Below are 20,323 nucleotides of genomic sequence, written 5' to 3'. Positions count from 1 at the left end.
TGTGGAGTGCTTCATGCGACGCATCTCTTTGCTCAAAGGCCTCATGCTTGCAGTCGCGCTGCTGGCCATCACGCCCGCCGCCGCCGAAATCCGCATCATCCAGTCTCCGGGCGGGCAGGTCGGGCCGTTCCTCGATCTGTTCGAAAAGGTGCGCGAGAGCGGCGAGCGCGTGGTGATCGACGGCCCCTGCCTGTCTGCCTGCACGTTGGTGCTGAGCATCGTCCCCGGCGAGCGCATCTGCGTCACCAAGCGCGCCGTGCTCGGCTTCCATGCGGCACGTTCAGTGGACCGGCGCGGGCGCTTCTATGCCGAGCCCGAGGCATCCGAGGCGGTGCTTGCCGCCTATCCCGGCGCGGTGCGCGACTGGATCAGCCGCCGCGGCGGCCTGAGCTCCCGGCTGCTACTGTTGAAGGGGCGCGATCTCGCCGTAATCTATCCGCGTTGCCGGTGACGACATCACGCCCCATCGCCGCCGGTGACGATCATCGACCGGACCCGCTGCACGATTCAACGAGGGAACCGCGTCTAGAAAAGAACCTGGACCACCGGCGCAAGCTTCATGCTGACGCAGATGAGCATTCCCCAAAGAGCAAAGTTGATTTGTAGCGCCGCCGCCATCGGTCGCTCCCTTCCAAGTCACGTCCACCCCGGTTTGTACTTATTGTGAATAGAACTACCGATTCTGACGCGGGGTTCACAGCCTAATATTACGCCAGTTGTTGTGCGCTGCGATCCGCTTCATTTCACGAAGCGGCCTCACTGCGCTCGCATAGTGATGCGAGAGCAAGTCAGCATATTCAGCCGTGCCGGCCACGCCGTTTTCCCTTGAGTTCCATTTCAACCGACGCGACGCAACCTTCTCACGCGCATTTTGCGCGTCGCGTACCGCGGCAAGGGTTCGGCATGATGCGACACGGCTTCATCTTGCTCACTTTTTGCGCAGCGCTCATGGGATGCGCAGTCGCGCAGGAGCGTCGTCCGATCGCATGGGACGGCCTCGGCCAAAATCCCAACACAGCGCCGAACCGCCCGCATGTCACAAAGCAGCGCGTGACGAATCGCGCAGCAGCAACAAGCGATGCCAATCAGGAGCGGGAGAGAGTGCTCGGCACCTTGCGGCCATACTCAGAGGCGTGGTGGGCGGTGCATGACGAGATCGAAGCGGAGAACGACAAGCAGCTCGGCACCAAGCTCGTGATCTGCCCCAGCTGCATTCATTCGCCACAGCAAGGCGAAGACGTCACCGGATCGCTCCGCTGAGCGAGCTCACGACTGATCCGGACATGACGCATTGAATATGTGCGTCGAATATGTGCGTCCCCTCTCCCGCAAAATGGAGAGAGGGAACTGCGACTCACTGGATCATGCAGGCGGTCGCGACCGTCACATTCCTTCCGCCGGGCAGTTCACCATCCAGGGAATGCCGAACTTGTCGACGCACATGCCAAAACCCTTGGCCCAGAATGTCTTGCTGAACGGCATGTTGACGGCGCCGCCGTCGGCGAGCGCGTTGAACTTGCGCTCGCCATCCGCGGGATCCTTGACCGTGAGCGAGATCGAAAAGCCCTGCGGCTTGTGAAAATGCTCAGGCGGGGCATCGGAAGCCATAAGCACGCTGCCGTCGGGCAGCGACATCCGCGCGTGCATGATCATTTTTTCGCGCCCGGGCGTGGCGGGCACCTCCGGCGGTGCGTCCGAGGCGCGCATCATCGCATCGATCTTGCCGCCGAGAACCTTGGCGTAATAGTTGAACGCTGCTTCGCAATTGTCCTGATAGAACAGATAGGGATTGATCATCGTTTCTCTCCTCTTCGTTTGCAGTGAGGCTTATTGCTTCTCGGTGAGCTTCTTCAGGCTGGCGAGGCCGGACTCGAAATCCTTGCCGATCATGCTGTCCATGTTGATGAACACCTGCATGACTTTCGACAGGAACGGGGCCGGACCATACATCGCCCATGTGACCACTGTGGCATCGCCTTGCGGCACAAAGGTGAACTCGGCGGTGTTGTGGCCTTCGAAAGGTCGCGCGAAATCGAGCTTGATGCGGAGTTTCGACGGCGAGTTCGCCTCGAGGATCTCCATGTGGCCGGCGCCGACATTGTTGTTGCCGTCCCAGCCGTAGGTCGCGCCCTTGCCGATCGCAGTTCCTCCGAAGGTCCGCTTCATGGCGGGATCGCGATTCTCGTAGGGTGACCAGGCGGTCCAGCGGTGGAAATCGGCGACCAGGGGATAGACCGCGTCAGTCGGCGCTTTCATGGCGAGACTGCGCTCGACGCGGAATGTGTCGGGTTTCGTCAGGGCAAAGACGAGGATGCCCGCCAGTCCGGCCGCGAGGACGATGGCAATGACGGCAATGGCTTTCAGCATGGATGACTCCCTGGATACGGGATTAAGACGAAGCGGGATGGCTGGGGCCGACAATTGATGGGAATGAATTTTCGATCGTCATTCCGGGGCGGTGCGCAGCACCGAACTCCGGTGCGCAATTGCGCACCTGAGGTCTGGTCCTTGGACCATCGCGGAATGACGGCGAACCGTCACTTAGCCTTCGCACTTTCCTTCTTGGGCTGGCTGTCCCGGATCAGGCGGTCGAGATGCATGCGGATGTGGGCGGCCTCTGCGGACGTGTTGGCGAGGGCGATGGCGCGGTCGAAGGCGACGCGCGCCTCGTCGTTGCGGCCGAGCTGCATCAGGAAGGCGCCTCGCACGCCGTAGAAATGAAAGTAGTTGGCGAGTTTCTGCGCCAAGGGCTCAATCAATTCGAGCGCGGCTTGCGGGCCCTGCACCTTGGAGACCGCAACCGCGCGGTTGAGCGTCACCACGGGAGACGGCTGAACGAGCTCGAGCGCGCCGTAGAGCAGGTCGATCTGTGCCCAGTCGGTCTCTTCCGGCGTCGCTGCGCGCGCATGCAGCGCGGCGACCGCGGCCTGGATCTGATAGGGTCCGCTGCGGCGGTGGCGCATCGCCTTGTCGATCAGCGCAAGCCCTTCCGCGATCATGGTGCCATTCCACAGCGAACGGTCCTGATCGTCCAGCAGGATCAGCGAGCCGTCCGCGGCAAAGCGCGCGGCGCTGCGCGCATGCTGCAGCAACATGAGCGCCGTGAGCCCCATGATCTCCGGCTCGCTCGGAAACAGCCTGAGCAGCAAGCGCCCCAACCGGATCGCCTCCTCGCAGAGCGGTTTGCGGATCTCGGCGGTGTCGCCGCTCGCCGAATAGCCCTCGTTGAAGATCAGATAAATCATCGCCGCGACACCGGCGAGCCGCTCGGAGCGCTCGAGCGCGCCGGGCGCTTCGAACGGCGTTCCCGCCTCCGCGACCTTCGCCTTGGCGCGGGTGATGCGCTGCTCCATCGCGGCGTCCGAAACCAGGAAGGCGCGCGCGATCTGCTTCACGGTAAGGCCCGAGACAATGCGCAGCGCCAGCGCGATCTGCTGCGTCGCCGGCAATTGCGGATGGCAGCAGATGAACATGAGCCGCAAGATGTCGTCGCGGTAGTGCGACCCGTCCAGCCGCTCGGCCAGCGCGCCTTCAGCGTCGTCGAGATCGGAGATCGCCTGGTCGTCCTCCGGCAGCGGCTGCTGCTTGCGGGTCCGGCGCACCTCGTCGATGGCGGCATTGCGGCCGACCATGATCAACCAGGCCGCAGGATCGCGCGGAGGCCCGTTCTGCGGCCAAGTCTTGAGTGCGCGCAGGGACGCGTTCTGGAACGCCTCCTCGGCGGTGTCGAGATCGCGGAAATAGCGTAGCAGCGCGCCGACCGCCTGGGGTCGCGCCGATGTCAGCGCGGTTTCGATCCAGCCGGTGTCGGCCTCGCTCACGTCAGATTCCCTCCGCGCTGGAACACGCCGACGGGCCGCACCTCATAGGCGCCGCCTGGATTGGCCGCGCCGAGATCTCGTGCGACGTCGAGCGCCTCGTCGAGATTCTTGCAGTCGACGATGTAGAAGCCGAGCAGTTGCTCCTTGGTTTCGGCATAGGGGCCGTCGAGCACCAGCGGCGGGTCTTCCTTGCGCAAGGTCGCCGCCGCCGTGGTCGGCAGCAGCCGCGCGACCGGCCCGAGCCGGCCTTGTTTGGTGAGCTTCTCCTGCACCACGGCGAGCTTCTTCATCACCGCCTCGTCCTGCTCCTTGCTCCAGGAGCCGACGAAGTCCTCATCGTGATAGCAAAGGATGGCATAAAGCATAGGCGACACTTTCCTCGTCTGTTCTAAAGACGCGCCAATATGCCTCGCCCCGACAGGGCTGCGGAAAGAATTTGCAAGAAAAAACCGTGGGATCGTGCCAAGGAGGCCCTTCTTAGCGGAACCCGACGAGGCACTTCGAATGACCATGGGCTCACTCGCCGTCCTGATCAACAGCACGCAGCAGAACTGGCTGCCGACGCGCTGGAAGGCCCGGTTCGACGCGGTCTGCGGCGGCCGCCGCGTGGTGCTGCTGCCGGATTCCGGGCTCGATCCTGCCGAGGTGCACTATGCCACGGTGTGGAAGCCGCTGCCCGGCGATCTCGCTGCCTTCCCCAATCTGCGGGCGATCTTTAATCTCGGCGCCGGCGTCGATGCGCTGATGGCGGACAAGAGCCTGCCAAATGTGCCGCTGGTCCGCGTCGCCGTGCCCGATCTGACCAACCGCATGACCGAATATGTCGTTCTGCATGTGCTGATGCACCATCGTCAGGAGCTTTATTTGCGGGACTCGCAGCGCGCAAAACGCTGGGAGCCGAAATATCAATGGCCTGCGAGTGCCGTCACGGTCGGCGTCATGGGGCTTGGCACGTTAGGGGCGGATGCCGCCGAAGTGCTGCGGCGGCTCGGCTTCCGTGTCACGGGCTGGAGCCGCAGCCCGCGCACGATCAAGGGCATCGAGTGCTTCCACGGCACGGACGGAATGGATGCCTTCCTGCGCAAGACCGACATCCTTGTCAGCCTGTTGCCGCTGACGTCCGACACGCACGGCATCCTCAACCGCGATGTCTTCACCAGGCTCAACCGCAACGGCCCGCTCGGCGCGCCGGTCCTGATCAATGCCGGCCGCGGCGGCCTTCAGAACGAAGCCGACATCCTCGCCTGCCTCGACGACGGCACGCTGGGCGCCGCCTCGCTCGACGTCTTCGTGCAGGAGCCGCAGCCAGCGGACAGCAGGTTCTGGACCCATCCCAAGGTGGTGCTGACGCCGCACAACGCCGCCGACACCGACGCCGACGCGATCTCGGCCTATGTCGCCGAGCAGATCGTGCGGTTCGAGGCCGGCGGTGCGTTGGAGAATGTGGTGGATCGGGCAAGGGGATATTAGACTGCGCCAGCGCTACTTGGTGTCGTCCCTTTCTGGACAACTAGGGTTTGGCCCCCGCCATCACATCGATCGCCCCCTTCACGATGGCTTCGAGATCCTTTCGCGACACGCGCGCGCGCGAGCGGATGGCGATGCTGTGCACGGTGGCTGATGCGAGCTGTGCCAGCACGGCCGGATCGGCGCTCTCCGGCAACTCGCCCTTCTCCCTGGCGCGGCGGAAGCAGCTCGCAAAGGCCTTGTCGAGTTCGCTGAGCCCATCGAGCACCATGGCGCGGATCTCGGGATCGCCGACGGCTTCCGACGCCGCGGTCACCACCGTGAAGCAGCCGCGCGGGCCGGTGTCGCCGGACAGATAGATGTTCAGCGCCGAGGCGAAGATGCGCTCCAACCGCTGGCGCAGCGGCATTTCCTCGCGAAAGATCGTAGCCATCGATGCCCGCGCTTCCTCCCGGTAGCGCTGATAGCTCTTGATGTAGAGTTCGCGCTTGTCACCGAAGGCGCCATAGAGGCTGGGGCGGTTCATGCCGGTGGCCTCGCTGAGATCGTCCAGCGAAGTCGCGGCAAAACCCTGCCTGCGGAACAGGTCGAGTGCCTTGCCGAGTGCGACATCTGGCTCGTAGGCGCGCGGGCGGCCGCGGCGCTTGGGCTCATTGGCAAAAACTGGCGGCTTCGATTTTTGTACCATTTCGCAAATAATCCTTGACCGACTCCATATTATGCAAGACAGTACAAAAATCAATCTGGCCAGGTTGAGCGAAACTCAAGAATTGCCCCCAAGGAGGCTACAGATGGATCTCTATTTCTCGCCCCTCGCCTGTTCCATGGCAACACGCGTTGCGCTGTATGAAGCCGGCGCCGAGGCGAACTATCTCGAAGTCGACCCGCCGACCAAGACAGTGCTGAGCGACGGCTCCGACTTCCGCGCCGTCAATCCGATCGGTCTGGTGCCGACGCTGCGCACCGACGATGGTGTCGTGCTGACCGAGAACGCCGCGATCCTGCAGTATATCGCCGACCGTTTTCCGCAATCCGGGCTCGGCGCCGCAGAGGGCGTCGAGCGAACGCGCCTGCATCAATGGCTGTGCTTCATCGGCACCGAGCTGCACAAGGGCCTGTTCATTCCCGTGCTCGACCGCAAGGCGCCGCAGGAAGCCAAGGCCTATGCGCTGGAGAAGAATCTGTCGCGGCTCGACTATCTCGACAATTACCTGAAGGGGCGCGACTTCCTGCTCGACCGGTTCAGCGTGGCGGACGCCTATCTCGTCACGGTCATCAACTGGACGATGGCGACGCCGCCGATCGAGCTTGCGAAATGGCCGAACGTGAAGGCGTATTATGAACGGATGCGCCAGCGGCCCTCTTTTGCCAAGGCGATTGCGGAGGAGTTCGAGTTGTACAAGGCCGAGCAGGCACGGAAAAAGGCGGCGGCATAGTTCGGTTGAACGCCGCATCGCCTTGACGATCAAGACGTCGTCCCTGTCGACAACGATCCCGTGTCCCGGACGCGCTGCAACGTCCTTCACGTTGCAGCGCAGAGCCGGGACCCACGTTTCCGATCGTCGCGCGGAGACATGGGCCCGGCTCTGCAGCACATCGTCGAAGGGACGCTGCGCTGCGTACGGGGCACAGGCATCGAGATCGTTTTGGGATAGCGGCCATACCTTCGCATTCTCGCGGCGTGTTCGCCCGAGCTTTGTTGTCTTCTTTCGCCCCTAACTGAAGCAAGGGCGCAGGGAGGGCCGGGCGCCGGCTGGCACCCGAAGTCCCGCGTGTGCGAGTAAACGCGCACGGGGTGGACGACAGGTGACGCCGGAACGTCCCGGCCTTCCCTGCGCGATGGTTTTCACGGTGTCCTTCGTGCTCTCCTCGGGGAGCGATGCACTATTGCCCCCGTCGCCTTGCGGATGATCGATGCGCGCACCAGTTGGCCGCCACATCTCCGCAGGACTTGACGGACAGACCCCGGGCGTCAGGACCACACGACTTCTCCGTCCGCGCACATCCTCGCTGGGTTCTCCACGGCTGGCGTGCGCTCACCGTCGAGACCATTCGAAGACGCTGTCAGCGCCGTGTCGTATCGCGCCTGTCACTGCTCACGGGTCTCCCCGCCCTGCAATCAACATCGCGCGCCGACGCCGTCGCGGCCACCGCATCCCGGCCCGCGTCCCGTGACGATCGCGAAACGCCCCTTGCGGCGGGCGGGATGTCAGGCTTGTACGGCAAACCCGAACTTCTGTAAATTCGAATATTTTTGTCGAGGGCGATCGACCCTGCGCTGGCGTGTTTTGCCCGTCGGGCAATACAAGGGATGGTAGGTGGACGGGCTTCAAAATGTCGGCGGCCGAGACATCAACTACCCGTACAGCACCCGCGGCAGTATCGTGACGATGCCGGGCCACAGCGTCAGCAGCAGCACGAAGCCCATCATGATCATCAGATACGGCATCGTGACGCGCGCGATGTAGCCGAGGCCATCCTCTGTCAGGCCCTGGATCACGAACAGGTTGAAGCCGACCGGCGGGGTGATCTGCGCCATCTCGACGGCGAGCACCAGGAACACGCCGAACCAGATCTCGTCGAAGCCGGCCCCCTTCACGATCGGCAGCACGATCGGCAGCGTCATCACGATCATGGAGAAGCCGTCGAGGAAGCAGCCGAGGATCAGGTAGAAGACGATCAGCGCCACGATCAGCATGAAGGGCGACAGGCCGAGCCCCTTGACGAAGGCCGCCACCGCCTGCGGGATGCCGAGGAAGGCGGCGGCGTTGCCGAGGATCGAGGCCCCTAACACGATCAGCGCGATCATCGAGCAGGTCACGACCGAGCCGATCAATACATCGCGCATCACCTGCTGCGACATCGATCCCTGCGCCCATGCGACCAGCGCGGCGCCGAGCACGCCGACGGCGGCGGCCTCCGAAGGCGTCGCGAGCCCGCCATACATCGAGCCGAGCACGCAGGCGATCAGGAACAGCGCCGGCGCGAGATCCTTGAGCGCGGCGAAGCGCTGGCTCCACGGCACCTGCGAAAGCTTGGCTTCCGCCTCCGGCACCATCGCGGGCTTGAGGCTGGTGTGCAGCATCACCCAGGCCATGAAGGTCCCGGCAAGCAGGAACCCCGGCAGCACGCCGGCGGTGAAGAGCTTGAGAATGGAGACGTCGCCGAGCACGCCGTAGATGATCATGATGTTGGACGGCGGGATCAGGAAGCCGAGCGTGCCGGCGCCGGCGAGCGATCCGATCGCGATGTCGCGGGAATAGCCGCGGCGCAAGAGCTCGTTCAGCGACATGCGGCCGATCACCTGCGTCGTCGCCGCCGACGAGCCCGAGATCGCCGCGAAGATCGTGCAGCCGATCACGTTCACATGCAGCAGCCGGCCGGGCAGCAAGCCCGCCCATGGCGCGAGGCCCTGGAACAACGAGCGCGACAGGCGGGTGCGAAACAGCAGCTCCCCCATCAGGATGAACAGCGGCAGCGCCAGCAGCTCCTGCGTGGTCAGGATATTCCAGGCGTATTGCGGTAACAGCTTGTCGAGCGGGATCGAGCGGAACATCGCGAGCAGAAGCGTCGCAGTAAGCGCAAGGGTCAGACCGATCCACACGCCGCAGGCCAGCAAAGCAAACAGCATCGCGAACAAGGCAACCACTTCGATGGTCATGCGGTCCTGAATCCTGGAGCGAGCGAAGCGGTCATTCGACGGGCGAGGCCTTCATGCGGTGATCTTCCAGCGGCAGGCCGAGCACCGCCTGGATCGCGCGCGCCAGGAACTGCAATGTCAGCAGCAGCATGCCGAAGGTGACCACGGCTTGTGGAAACCACAGCGGCGTGTCGCTCGAGGTCGAGACCTGGCCGCGCACATAGGCGCCGAAGGCGAACTTCGCCATCGCCGAGCTCAGGAACGCCATGAAGGCGAAGCCGACCGCAGCGGAGAGAATCTCGAGCGCGCGCTGCACCAAGGCCGGCGCGTTCTTGAGCAGCAGCACGACACGGATGTGCCCGCCGACCCGCAGCGTCATGGCGGCGCCGAAGGTGAAGGACGCCGCCATCAGATAGGAAGAATATTCCCAGGCGATCGAGATGGTCGGCGGGAAGAACGGCAGGAAGTTCGACAGGAAGCGCGTTGCGACCTCGCACAGCATCAGCAGCGTCAGCGCCAGGAGACAGCCACCGCCGATCCAGCCGTCGAGCCGGCCGAGACGGTCGATGCCGTCGAGCAGAATGCGCAGCGGCACTGGTGCCGCTGCGTTGAGGCTCTGCGGAGCTTCGGGCGAGACGCTCACCACGGCTCCGCCCTCAGCCACGCTTCATGTCGGCGAGATAGGCCCGCACCGGCTTGTCCGCCGCCGGCACGCGCTTGAGGAAGGCATCCAACTGCGGCGCAGTCTTGGCCCGGATATCCGTCATCATCGCATCCGAGACCGGCACCACCTCCATGCCGCCTTCCTTGAGGCGGTTGAGGCTGTCGACGTCGGCCTTGAGCGAGTTCGCCCAGAAACCCGGCTCCATCTTCGCGGCGACATCCGCGACGAGCTTCTGCTGATCGGCGCCGATCGACTTCCAGGAATCGAGATTGACGGTGAGCATCTGCGACGACCAGACGTGGTTGGTCGGGTAGACATATTTGAGGAACTCCCAGAACTTGCCGTCGACGCCCGACACCGAGGAGGTGGAGACGCCGGCCACCGCGCCGGAGGCGAGCGCGGGAATCGTTTCGCCCCAGGGAATCATCACCGCCGCCATGCCGACCGCATTCAGCATCTCGACCGCATTCTTGTCGGGCACGCGAATCTTGATGTTCTTCAGGCCCTCGACGTCGGCGACCTTCGCCTTGAGGTGCAGATACTGGGTCGGCCACGGCACGATGTAGAGGATCTTCTGGTTGTTGCGCGCGGCAATCTTGTCGTATTCGGGCCGCACGTATTTGTGCAGCACCTTCAATTCGTCCACGGAGCCGCAGAGAAACGGGATGCTCTCGACGCCCATGAAGGGCTCATCGCCGACCTGCTGGATGTTGAGGACGTCGGCGAGCGGCACCAGGCCGTCGCGCACGGCGCGTAAGTGCTCGGGTCCCTTGAAGCCGAGCTGGCCACCGGCTTTCACCGTGATGGCGACCGCACCGCCGCTCTGCTTCTTCACCTCTTCCGCGAAGGCCACCGCGTTCTGGGTGTGAAAATTGCCGTCGGGCCACACCGTCGACATGTCCCAGCTCGTCGTGGCCGCCCGCGCACGGGTGGAGATGTGGCCCGCGGCAAACAGCGTCGCTGCGCCCGCGGTGAAGTTCCGTCGCGTGATCATTGCTCCCCTCCGTTCGGTGTGCCCGACGCCGGATGGCGTCACCGCGCATAACCATAAACTGCAGCCGCATTGTCGGCGGACACGAGGCCGCTTTCGATATCGTCCTTGACGGCCGCCCGATCGCGCTCGGCTGGCGCACCGATGCCGGCGCCGCCGGGCGTCAGCACCACGAGGCGATCATCCGGCGGCACCTGCTGAAAGCCCTTGCCGCGCAGCTTCTTTCCGGACTTCAGCCCGACATAGCCGGCCTCGCCGTTCTGGCCGCCATCGCGGCCGCGCGGCGGATGATCGATGCGGTCGAACGCCGCCAGGATATCGAACGGCGCGTCGACGCCGCTACCGACCTCGATGATCTGGCCGAGGCCGCCGCGGGTGCGCCCTGCCCCACCGGAATCCGGACGCAGCTCCTTGCGCCAGAAGATCAAAGGCGTCTGCGTCTCGGCGATCTCGACCGGCGTGCCGCGCACGCCGCTGGGATAGGCGGTGGCCGACAGCCCGTCCTTCGCAAAGCGCGCGCCGGTGCCGCCATTGGACGTCACCGCCATCGAGAACCCGTAATTGCCGCCGACGCCCGAGCGGGTCTGGCCGCGCACGTTGAGATTCCACAGGCACGAGGTGCCCTCCGCCGGCACGCGCTCCGGAATGATCTGGCGCAGGCAGCCGAACACCACGTCGGGCAGCATCTGGCCGATGATATGGCGCGAGGCGACCGGCGCGGGCTTGGGCGCATTGAGGATCGCGCCTGCGGGAGCCGACACCGTCAGCGGCGAGAGCGAGCCGGCATTGTTCGGAATCTGCGAGGCGACGACGCAGCCGAGCCCGAACACGGTGTAGGCCGTGGTGTATGAAAGAGGCACGTTGATGCCGAACTGCGAGGCGAGCGAGGTGCCGGCGAAATCGACGTGAATGCCCGTATCCGAAATCGTCAGCATCGCGGCCAGCGTCACCGGGGCATCATAGCCGTCGACCACCATGGTGTTGCGCCAGCTGCCCTTCGGCAGCTTGGCGATTTCGGCCAGCACGGCTTCGCGCGAGCGTTCGCAGATGTAGTCACCAAGCTCGTCGAGCGTGTCGATGCCGAACTCGGTCATCATCTCGACCAGACGTTCGCAGCCGACGTCGTTGCAGCCGGCGAGCGAATAGGTGTCGCCCTCGGTATCGATCGGCAGCCGCGTGTTGGTGCGGATCATCGCCATCAGCGTCTCGTTGACGACGCCCTGGTCGATCAACTTCAGCATGGGGATGTAGAGCCCCTCCATGAACACGTCGGTGGCGTCGGGCCCGAAGCCGATGCCGCCGATGTCCATGAGATGGCTGGTGCAGGAGAACAGCGCTACCGGCTTGCCGTCCTTGAAGCAGGGCGTGGTGACGACGAAATCGTTGAGGTGGCCGGTGCCCATCCAGGGATCGTTGGTGATGTAGGCATCGCCCTCCTTCATCGTCTCGATCGGAAAGTGGGCGATGAAGTGCTTGACCGATTCCGCCATCGAGTTGACGTGTCCGGGCGTGCCGGTCACCGCCTGCGCCAGCATGCGTCCCCTGAGGTCGAACACGCCTGCCGAGAGATCGCCGCATTCGCGCACGATCGGGCTGAAGGCGGTGCGCAGCAGCACCTGCGCCTGCTCCTCGACCACCGCGATCAGCCGGTGCCACATGATCTGAAGGTCGATCAGGCTCGCGCCACTTGCCTTGCTCATGATCAGGCCGCCTTTCGTTCCATGACGATGCTGCCGGCACCGTCGATATGGGCGTCAAAACTGGTAGAGACGAAGGTCGAGGTTTCGTCCTCGGCGATCACGGCCGGGCCCGCGATGGTCGCGCCCGGCGCCATGTCTTCGCGGCGGTAGAGCGGAATATCCATCAGTTCGCCGGCACGGCCGTCGAAGAATTTGCGGCTGCCCGACGCCTTGCCGGCGGGCATGCGCGTCACCTCGGCCACACGCGGCGGATTGCGCGCGTCGGTGGTCGCGAGCACGGACCAGCTCAGCACCTCGATCGCAGCGCCCGGGATCGACCGCTCGAACATCGCCGCATAATCCGCCTCGAACTTCCGGCGCAGGCCGGCGAGATCGGCCGTCGTCAGCCGCCGGATCGGCAGCTCGACCGAGATCTCATGACCCTGGCCGACATAGCGCATGAAGGCGGCGCGGCGCTCGCGGACCGGCGCGCCGGCCGCGCCCGGCTCGACCAGTGCGCGCGCTTCGGTCACCATCTCCTGCAAGAGGTCGGAGACCGCTTCGGTATCAAAATCGTCGAGCCGGACATGGCGGCTTCGCACCAGTTCATAGGCGATCGGAGCGGCCAGGAACCCGACAGCCGAGCCGACGCCGGCATTGGAGGGCACGATGACCCGGGAGACGCCGATCTTCTCGGCGACGCGCGCCGCGTGCAGCGGTGCGGCACCGCCGAAGGCGATCAACGTGTGCTGGCCGACAATCTCGCCGCGCTCGACCGCATGCACGCGCGCCGCGCTCGCCATGTTCTCGCAGACGACCTCGTGCACGGCGTAGGCCGCGGTTTCCGCCGACAGACCGAGCGGCTCGCCAACGCTGCGCAGCAGCGCCTGCTTGGAGAGTTCAGGGTCGAGCTTGATCGTTCCACCCGCAAAGGCGTTTGGATCGATCAGGCCGAGCGCAACGTCGGCATCCGTCACGGCCGGACGCAGGCCGCCGCGGCCATAGCAGGCGGGCCCGGGTTCCGACGAGGCACTCTCGGGACCAACCGTAACGCGCTTCATGGCGTCGACATGGGCGATCGAGCCGCCACCGGCGCCGATCTCGACCATCTCGATCACGGGAATCCGCACCGGCAGACCGGAGCCTTTCAGGAAGCGTGCAGCGCGATCGACCTCGAACACGCGTGAAGTCTCGGGCTGGTATTTCTCAATCAGGCAGATCTTTGCCGTGGTGCCGCCCATGTCGAAGGACAGCACCTTGCTCTCGCCTAGCCGCGCTGCGATCTGCGCCGCGAAAATCGCGCCGCCGGCGGGGCCGGATTCGACGAGGCGCACCGGAAAGCGTCGCGCCGTCTCGATTGACGTCACGCCTCCGCCAGAGGTGACGAGGTAGATCGCGCCGCGGTACTGCTCGACCTGCAAGGCATCGGACATGCGGGCGAGATAACCGTCGATCAGGGGCTGCACATAGGCGTTCGCAACCGCAGTCGATGTGCGCTCATACTCGCGGATCTCGGGACACACGGCGGAGGACACGGTCACGGAGATGCCAGGCATCTCCTCGGCCAGAATCGCGGCTGCACGCCGCTCGTGCTCGGGATTGGCGTAGGAATGCAGGAAGGCGATCGCGACGCTCTCGACGCCCAGCTCACGCAATTTCGGCGCGAGTGCGCGCACCGAAATCTCATCGAGCGGAAGGCGCACGACGCCATGGGCGTCGATGCGCTCGGGCACGGTGAAACGAAGACTGCGCGGCGTCAGCGGCCTGGGCTTGTCGATGCCGAGATCGTACTGGTCGTAGCGGCTCTCGGTGCCGATATCGAGCACGTCGCGAAAGCCTTCGGTCGCGATCAGCGCCGTCCTGGCACCGCGGCGCTCGATGATCGCGTTGGTCGCGAGCGTTGTGCCGTGAATGAAAACGTCGATGTCGCTGATATGCGCGCCCGCGTCAGTGAGAATGAGGCGCATGCCGTCCAGCACCGCCTGTTCGGGCCGCTGCGTTGTCAGCAGCTTGCGCGTCTTCCGTACCTCGCCCACGTCCAGCACGATGTCGGTGAACGTGCCACCGATGTCGACGGCAAGCCGCACCTCGGCTCCCTCAAGCATTCCAAATTCTCCGCGCTGATCGTCAAGACCGGTTCAAAAAACGAGGCAATTTCCATGCCATGGACGACGAGGACAACGCCGCGTCCGGCCATTCTGCTTGGCACCTATGCAATAGGCAAGGCGTGTTCACCGCCTGCGCGATCAGAGCAGGAATGCAAGCGCCGCTTCGCAACGCTCCTCGACCTTGAGCGTGAGGAGATCGTCGGCGCGGGTGCGGCCGAGATTGACAGCCGCAATCGGAATATTGCGCTGCGCGGCAGCCTGCACGAAGCGGAATCCGGAGTAGACCATCAGCGAGGAGCCGACGATGAGCATCGCGTCGGCCTGCGATATATGGTCCTGCGCGCTAGCGACGATGTCACGCGGGACGTTCTCGCCGAAGAACACGACGTCGGGCTTGAGGATGCCGCCGCAGGCTTCGCAGACCGGCACTTCGAAGGACGAAAAATCCTCGTGCTCCAGATCGGCGTCGCCATCCGGTGCATCGGCGGCGTCGAGCTTCAACCACGCCGCATTGGCGCGGCCAAGCGCGTGCTGAAACTCATCGCGCGGCGTCTTCGCCCCGCAGCCCATGCAGCGGACCAGGTCGAGCCGGCCGTGCAGGTCGATCACCTGCCGGTGACCGGCGGATTGATGCAGCCGGTCGACGTTCTGGGTCAGCAGCATCCGGCACCGCCCGCTCGCCTCGAGCCGGGCCAGCGCGTGATGCGCATCGTTCGGCTTTGCCCGGCCGAACCGCCGCCACCCGATCAGGCTGCGCGCCCAATAGCGCCGGCGCGTCTGCTCGTCCGACATGAAGGACTGAAAGTTCACCGGCTGGGTTCGCTTCCAGTTGCCGTTTCTGTCGCGATAATCGGGAATGCCCGAATTGGTGCTGCAGCCGGCGCCGGTCAGCACGAACAGCCGTTCGTGCCGGTCGACGAAATCCTCGAGGGGTGAGCTTGCCAGCGGAGCGTCTGCCATGGCGCAGATGTAGTCTACGCGGGCCGGCTTTGCCAGATCCCGTTCAGCTTGCCCAATTGTCCCGGAATTCCGGGAACAGCGTCAGGCCGCCACAGGCGTAGAGAGTCTGCCCGGTGATGTAGCTTGCGTCGTCGGAGGCGAGGAAGGCGAACACGGCGGCGATCTCTTCCGGCGTGCCGACGCGCCCCATGGGAATGTGGCTGGTGACGACGCCGCGTTTCTGGGGATCGCCGGTCCAGGCCGCGTTGATCGGCGTGTCGATCGCGCCCGGGCCGACCGCATTGACGCGAATGCCGCGGCCGGCGAACTCCAGCGCGAGCGTGCGCGTCAAATTGGCCATGCCGCCCTTGCTGATCGAGTAAGCGAGATAGCCGGGCTTTGGAATGATCTGATGGACGCTGGAGCAGTTGATGATGCTGCCGCCTCCGCCGCGCGCGACGAAATGGGCGAGCGCCTGCTGCGCGCAGAGCACGGCGCCGTTGAGATTGACGTCGATGATGCGGCGATAGGTTTCGATGTCGAGCGCTTCGCTGGGCGACTCCCGCTGGAAGCCGGCATTGTTGACGAGACAGTCGAGGCGCTTCCAGCGCGAGAGGATCGTCTCGAACATTGCGCCGACGTCCTGTTCGCTGGCGACATCGGCCTTGACCATGATGTGATCGATCTCGCCATGGCCGCGGCCGGCGGATGCCGTTCGTGCGAGCGCCAGCGTCTCCTCAGCCCCTTCAGGGCTGCCGAGATAATTGATGGCGACCGTCGCGCCTTCCTGGGCGAGCCTGATAGCGACGGCGCGGCCGATGCCTTGTGAGGCGCCGGTCACCAGCGCGTATTGGCCGACAAGGCGCGAGGGAAACGAAGTCGAGTGATCGGATTGCGGCATGGGTTGTCTCCGAAGTGCCTCATCATCGGCGGAAGGCGCTTTTTGTTCCACCCGTTCAGCGCATCGCTGGGACTCATTCCGCGCGCCTCGCCAGCGGCGAGGTCAGGATCTGAGAGAGGATGATGGCGCCAAAGGTTGCGGTGCCGATCCCGCCGATCGTGAATGCACCGAATTTGAGTGTGCGACGATCGTCGCGAGGCTGTCGGCGAACAGGGTGCGGCCGAGATAGGCAACGAGGCTCCGGCCCGTCATCGCGCCGACAGCCTTGATGTGCCCGAGGTTCTCGGCGACGAGGATGACCGCAACCGGCGCGATCAGGAATATCGCATCGGCCTGGAACGTCGGCGTGGTGAAGCTCGGCCCGAACCACGGCGCGGCCGCCAGTTGCGCGAAGTCGACCGGCTTGCCGAAGCCGAGACCGTTCGCGAACAGCGAAGCGCTGGAGCCGGGTGGAGGATTCCCTTGGCGCTGCACCTGACGCACCGGCTCTGGCCCAATAGCGGCAAGTACGCCCGGTTCCTTGCGGTAGTTTACCGGAGTAGCAATTGTCCGAGCCAGGAGTCAGAACAATCACGTTGTGATCACGAATGGAATACTGGCTTATTTTTTGCTCGACGCGCTGGGGGCAGGGCGTCGAGCTTTTGAAAATCTCTGCATAATCGACCGGACGGGGATCGCGTGATCCCGCCATTGGCGCCCGGCATCTTGACGGCAAGATCGAGCCGTCGTGTCATCCCAATCGCCTGCAGGAACGCTTCGTCGCGGCTGACGACGAACGCCGCACCGTAAAATCCATGGCTGCGATGTTCCTGATTGAGGAAATTTCCAAGTATTCCCTTCGAAGGGCGCGATCAAGGCACCACCCGAGGGGGCGACAGCGCGAGGGGCGCCGACGTCCCGATCGGCATGCGATCAGCCCTTCACGGCGGTGACCACCACTTCGATCAGCGCGCCAGCGCCGAGATCGGCGACGCCGACGGTGGCGCGGGTCGGCAGATTGTCGCCGAAGAACTCGGTCCAGGCCGCGTCCATCTCCTTCTTCTTGGATAGATCCGTGACGAAGATCGAAGCGCTGACGACCCGGCTCTTGTCGGTTCCCGCTTCCTTCAGATAGCCGGCGATCTTGCCGAGGATGTTGCGGGTCTGGTCGCCCATCGAGACCGAGGTGTCGTCGGCGATCGTGCCGCCGAGGAAGACGAAGCCGCCTGCTTCGACGGCGCGGTGCATGATGGGCGTGCGGATGCTGCGGGTGATGCTCATGATGTCCTCTTGTTGCTAGAGCGTCGTGGGATGGAAGCGGTCGATGCCGAGTTCACCGATACGGGTCTGGGTGCCGCCGTTGACGATCAGCTCGGCCATGACGGCGCCGGCGCCGGGGCCGAGCTGGAAGCCGTGCAACGAGAATCCGAACTGGTGATAGAGCCCCTTGTGGCGGCTGCTCGGACCGAACACGGGGATATCGTCCTTCATCTTCGCCTCGATGCCAGCCCAGGCGCGCACGATGGTGGCGCTGCGCATCACCGGGAACAGCTCGAACACCGTGCGGGCGCTGGTCGCAAGGCTCTTCCAGTCCAGCACCGTCTCGTTGCGATCCTGGTACGGAATTGCCAGATGGCCGCCGCCGATCAGCACGGTGCCGTTGGAGAATTGCTTGAAGGAGAGCTTTCGCCCGCGCAGGATCACGACGGGGTCGATGAAATGCGGCACGCGCGAGGTGATCATCAGCATCGGCGCCACGGTCTCGACCGGCACGGGCTCGCCGAGGGCAGCTGCGATCTTGCCGGCCCAGGCACCGGCGGCGTTGACCAGCACCGGCGCGGCGTAGGTGTCCGAGCCGACGTCGACATGCCAGAGGCCATCGCCGTGCCGGATATTACTGGCCGCCACGCCCTCACGCACCGTCGTGCCAAGCTGCTCGGCCTTGCGGCGGAATGCGGTCGTCGCCTGAGCCGGGTTGGCCGCACCGTCGCGGCGCGAGACCACGCCACCGGGGCAGGTCTCGGCGACCGCCGGCACAAGGCGCCGCAGTTCAGTCGCATCGATCAGCTCTTCATGGGTGAAGCCGAGCGCGTTGAGCTCGGCCACGCGCGTACGGCAGACCGCGAGCTCCTCTTCGTTTTCGGCAACCAGCACCTGACCGTGGCTCTCGAAGCTGCAATCGTCGTCGAGGAGATCTGAAATCCTCTCCCATATCCCCATCGAGCGGATCGAGAGCGGAATCTCCGGAATGTGCCGCGCGAGCTGGCGGACGCCGCCGGCATTGACGCCCGAAGCGTGGCGGCCGGCATAGTCCTTCTCGATCAGCACCGGCTTCAGCCCGGCAAGGCAAAGATGCAGCGCAGTCGAGCAGCCGTGGATGCCGCCGCCGACGACGATCGCATCCACGTTTCTGGTCATCCGCGCACCACCGCCTTGACGTCCGCCTCGCTCTTGGGAACGGCGGCGAGCTCGGCGAGCGTGATCGGCTTCACCGGCGCGCGCAGCCGGTAATAACCGATCTCCTGCGCCGTCTTTCCGCGCGCCTGCGCCATCAGCTCGGTGACGGTGAGGCCGCACAGCCGGCCCTGGCACGGCCCCATGCCGGTGCGGCGATAGGCCTTGAGCTGGTTCGGCCCGGTCGCGCCGATCGCGACGGCATCGAGAATGTCTTTGGCGGTGACCTCCTCGCAGCGACAGACGATGGTGTCGCCCGAGGGAATGCGGAACTGCGGCGACGGACGAAACAGCGCATCGAGGAAGATGCGACCACGTTCAGCCTTGGCGAGATCGGAACGAAGCGCTGCCATCGGTGCAAGCTTCGCGGCAGCCGCAGGCGCCAACGCTTCCACCGCCGCGCGTGCCGCGATGCGGCCACGTACCATTGCGGCGTTCGCTCCGGCAATGCCGGCGCCGTCGCCGGCGATAGCAATGCCGGGAACGGTCGAATTGCCGCTCGCATCGAGCACCGGCGACCAGCACAGCTGCAGATCGTCCCAGCGATGCTCGACACCTGCCGCCATCGCCAGATTGACGTTGGGCACGACGCCCTGATGCAGCAGCAACAGATCGGCAGGAATGGCCTCCCGCTTGCCGCCCGCAACATAGCTCACGCTCCCGAGCTGGCCGTCACCGGATGCAAAGAGCTCCGTGACGCCGGAGACAATTTGCACCTTGGCCTTCACCTCGCGCATCATTGCAAGGCCCTTGGCGAAATAGGGCGAGGTCAGGAAGGCGAATGCGTGCGGCAGCGCCGCGAAATAATTGCCGCGTTCTGTCGTATCGAGAATACGGTCGATGCGGCCGCCGAGGCGCAGGATCTGCGCGGCAAGCAACCACAGCAGCGGCCCCTGCCCTGCGATGACCGTGCTTCCGTCGGGCACGAGCGCCGACGATTTCAGCATCGTCTGAGCCGCACCCGCGGTCATCACGCCCGGCAGCGTCCAGCCGGAAATCGGAAACGGCCGCTCCAGCGCGCCGGTCGCAAGGATCACGCGCTTCGCCTTGACGAAGGCGGACGCGCCGCCGATCGAGACGGCGATATCGAGGTTGCGATCGAGACTCCACACGGTGGCACGATGAATGACCTCGGCGCTGCTCGCACGCAGCGCCTGCACGAGCTCGGCGCCGGCCCAATAATCGGCGCCGAGCTGATCGCGCTCGGTGACCGGCGTAGACGAGATGGCGCGGAACACCTGTCCGCCAGGGCCGACATTCTCGTCGAGCAGCAGCGTCGACAGGCCGGCTTCGGCGGAGGTCGCAGCGGCGGCGAGGCCGGCGGGTCCGGCGCCGATCACCACGACGTCATAGGCTTCGCGCTTGGGAGCCACAGTCATCTTCCGATCTCCCGCTTGCCCTTCTGGATCTCGATTTGCATGCCATCGGCGACCGGCACGAGACAGCCCTGGCGGTTGCCGACGCCGTCGATGGTAACGAGGCAATCGAAGCACACGCCCATCATGCAATAGGGCAGACGCGGCGCGCCGCTGACCGCAGTCGAGCGCCGTGCATCGCAGCTGGATGCCAGCAGCGCCGCAGAGACGGTGTCGCCCTGCCGCGCCGTGACGGCAACGCCGTCGACGAAGATCTGCACCGGTGGCCGTTTGTCCTGCTCGGATCGTTTAAACATCCTGGCTT

Annotated in this window: 20 protein-coding genes and 1 pseudogene; 4 read left to right on the top strand and 17 right to left on the bottom strand. The window is 64.9% G+C overall.

Annotation, left to right across the window (positions count from 1 at the left end; translation table 11 throughout):
• The first annotated feature begins 13 nt into the window (after positions 1–13).
• Positions 14–451: a hypothetical protein gene (locus tag IVB28_RS04405; RefSeq protein ID WP_247524826.1), complete on the top strand. Its 438-nt coding sequence runs from the start codon at positions 14–16 to the stop codon at positions 449–451.
• Between the two features lie 452 nt (positions 452–903).
• Entirely contained in the window at positions 904–1,260 is a 357-nt protein-coding gene (locus IVB28_RS04400) for a hypothetical protein (RefSeq protein WP_247524825.1), read from the top strand.
• Between the two features lie 123 nt (positions 1,261–1,383).
• Here IVB28_RS04400 and IVB28_RS04395 read toward each other — a convergent pair whose 3' ends face one another.
• The 4 genes from IVB28_RS04395 to IVB28_RS04380 all read right to left on the bottom strand — a co-directional run bounded on the left by IVB28_RS04395 (position 1,384) and on the right by IVB28_RS04380 (position 4,186).
• Complete coding sequence (locus IVB28_RS04395) at positions 1,384–1,797, bottom strand: VOC family protein (protein ID WP_247524824.1); 414 nt, start codon at positions 1,795–1,797, stop codon at positions 1,384–1,386.
• Positions 1,798–1,827: 30 nt separating this feature from the next.
• Positions 1,828–2,367 (bottom strand): SRPBCC family protein, encoded by a 540-nt coding sequence (locus IVB28_RS04390; protein WP_247524823.1) that lies wholly within the window; start codon positions 2,365–2,367, stop codon positions 1,828–1,830.
• A 170-nt stretch (positions 2,368–2,537) separates the two neighbouring features.
• Positions 2,538–3,821 (bottom strand): RNA polymerase sigma factor, encoded by a 1,284-nt coding sequence (locus IVB28_RS04385; RefSeq protein ID WP_247524821.1) that lies wholly within the window; start codon positions 3,819–3,821, stop codon positions 2,538–2,540.
• Positions 3,818–4,186 carry a YciI family protein gene (locus tag IVB28_RS04380; protein ID WP_247524820.1) on the bottom strand — a complete coding sequence of 123 codons (369 nt, stop codon included), beginning with the start codon at positions 4,184–4,186 and terminating at the stop codon, positions 3,818–3,820. The genes IVB28_RS04385 and IVB28_RS04380 overlap by 4 nt, the downstream gene beginning before the upstream one ends.
• Positions 4,187–4,325: 139 nt before the next feature.
• Between IVB28_RS04380 and IVB28_RS04375 the strand changes: the two genes are divergently transcribed.
• Complete coding sequence (locus IVB28_RS04375; RefSeq protein WP_247524819.1) at positions 4,326–5,291, top strand: glyoxylate/hydroxypyruvate reductase A; 966 nt, start codon at positions 4,326–4,328, stop codon at positions 5,289–5,291.
• A gap of 40 nt (positions 5,292–5,331) precedes the next feature.
• Here IVB28_RS04375 and IVB28_RS04370 read toward each other — a convergent pair whose 3' ends face one another.
• Positions 5,332–5,976 (bottom strand): TetR/AcrR family transcriptional regulator, encoded by a 645-nt coding sequence (locus IVB28_RS04370; protein WP_247524818.1) that lies wholly within the window; start codon positions 5,974–5,976, stop codon positions 5,332–5,334.
• A gap of 103 nt (positions 5,977–6,079) precedes the next feature.
• Between IVB28_RS04370 and IVB28_RS04365 the strand changes: the two genes are divergently transcribed.
• Positions 6,080–6,724, top strand: coding sequence for a glutathione binding-like protein (locus tag IVB28_RS04365; RefSeq protein ID WP_247524817.1), 645 nt, complete (start codon positions 6,080–6,082; stop codon positions 6,722–6,724).
• A gap of 920 nt (positions 6,725–7,644) precedes the next feature.
• Here the strand turns inward: IVB28_RS04365 and IVB28_RS04360 are convergent.
• The 12 genes and pseudogenes from IVB28_RS04360 to IVB28_RS04305 all read right to left on the bottom strand — a co-directional run bounded on the left by IVB28_RS04360 (position 7,645) and on the right by IVB28_RS04305 (position 20,315).
• Complete coding sequence (locus IVB28_RS04360) at positions 7,645–8,949, bottom strand: TRAP transporter large permease subunit (protein WP_247524816.1); 1,305 nt, start codon at positions 8,947–8,949, stop codon at positions 7,645–7,647.
• Between the two features lie 31 nt (positions 8,950–8,980).
• Positions 8,981–9,574 carry a TRAP transporter small permease gene (locus IVB28_RS04355; protein WP_247525338.1) on the bottom strand — a complete coding sequence of 198 codons (594 nt, stop codon included), beginning with the start codon at positions 9,572–9,574 and terminating at the stop codon, positions 8,981–8,983.
• A gap of 10 nt (positions 9,575–9,584) precedes the next feature.
• Positions 9,585–10,586, bottom strand: a complete 1,002-nt coding sequence (locus IVB28_RS04350) for a TRAP transporter substrate-binding protein (RefSeq protein WP_247524815.1) — start codon at positions 10,584–10,586, stop codon at positions 9,585–9,587.
• A gap of 38 nt (positions 10,587–10,624) precedes the next feature.
• Entirely contained in the window at positions 10,625–12,283 is a 1,659-nt protein-coding gene (locus tag IVB28_RS04345; RefSeq protein WP_247524814.1) for a hydantoinase B/oxoprolinase family protein, read from the bottom strand.
• A 2-nt stretch (positions 12,284–12,285) separates the two neighbouring features.
• On the bottom strand, positions 12,286–14,367 hold the full coding sequence (locus IVB28_RS04340; RefSeq protein ID WP_247524813.1) for a hydantoinase/oxoprolinase family protein: 2,082 nt from the start codon (positions 14,365–14,367) through the stop codon (positions 12,286–12,288).
• A 141-nt stretch (positions 14,368–14,508) separates the two neighbouring features.
• Positions 14,509–15,330, bottom strand: coding sequence for an NAD-dependent protein deacetylase (locus IVB28_RS04335; protein ID WP_247524812.1), 822 nt, complete (start codon positions 15,328–15,330; stop codon positions 14,509–14,511).
• A 43-nt stretch (positions 15,331–15,373) separates the two neighbouring features.
• On the bottom strand, positions 15,374–16,210 hold the full coding sequence (locus IVB28_RS04330; RefSeq protein WP_247524811.1) for an SDR family oxidoreductase: 837 nt from the start codon (positions 16,208–16,210) through the stop codon (positions 15,374–15,376).
• Positions 16,211–16,283: 73 nt separating this feature from the next.
• Positions 16,284–16,642, bottom strand: a pseudogene (locus IVB28_RS04325) (solute carrier family 23 protein); the annotation flags it as partial.
• A gap of 480 nt (positions 16,643–17,122) precedes the next feature.
• On the bottom strand, positions 17,123–17,470 hold the full coding sequence (locus IVB28_RS04320) for a RidA family protein (RefSeq protein WP_247524810.1): 348 nt from the start codon (positions 17,468–17,470) through the stop codon (positions 17,123–17,125).
• Positions 17,471–17,485: 15 nt separating this feature from the next.
• Positions 17,486–18,607, bottom strand: coding sequence for an FAD-dependent oxidoreductase (locus tag IVB28_RS04315; RefSeq protein ID WP_247524809.1), 1,122 nt, complete (start codon positions 18,605–18,607; stop codon positions 17,486–17,488).
• Positions 18,604–20,022, bottom strand: a complete 1,419-nt coding sequence (locus IVB28_RS04310; protein WP_247524808.1) for an NAD(P)/FAD-dependent oxidoreductase — start codon at positions 20,020–20,022, stop codon at positions 18,604–18,606. Before IVB28_RS04310 ends, IVB28_RS04315 begins: the two co-directional genes overlap by 4 nt.
• Positions 20,019–20,315, bottom strand: a complete 297-nt coding sequence (locus tag IVB28_RS04305) for a (2Fe-2S)-binding protein (RefSeq protein ID WP_247524807.1) — start codon at positions 20,313–20,315, stop codon at positions 20,019–20,021. The genes IVB28_RS04310 and IVB28_RS04305 overlap by 4 nt, the downstream gene beginning before the upstream one ends.
• Between the last annotated feature and the right edge of the window lie 8 nt (positions 20,316–20,323).

Origin of the sequence: Bradyrhizobium sp. 199 (assembly GCF_023073355.1) — a bacterium.
Taxonomy (GTDB): Bacteria; Pseudomonadota; Alphaproteobacteria; order Rhizobiales; family Xanthobacteraceae; genus Bradyrhizobium.
The sequence above is the reverse complement of the archived record's forward strand: the minus strand, read 5'-3'. Positions and strand labels throughout refer to the sequence as shown.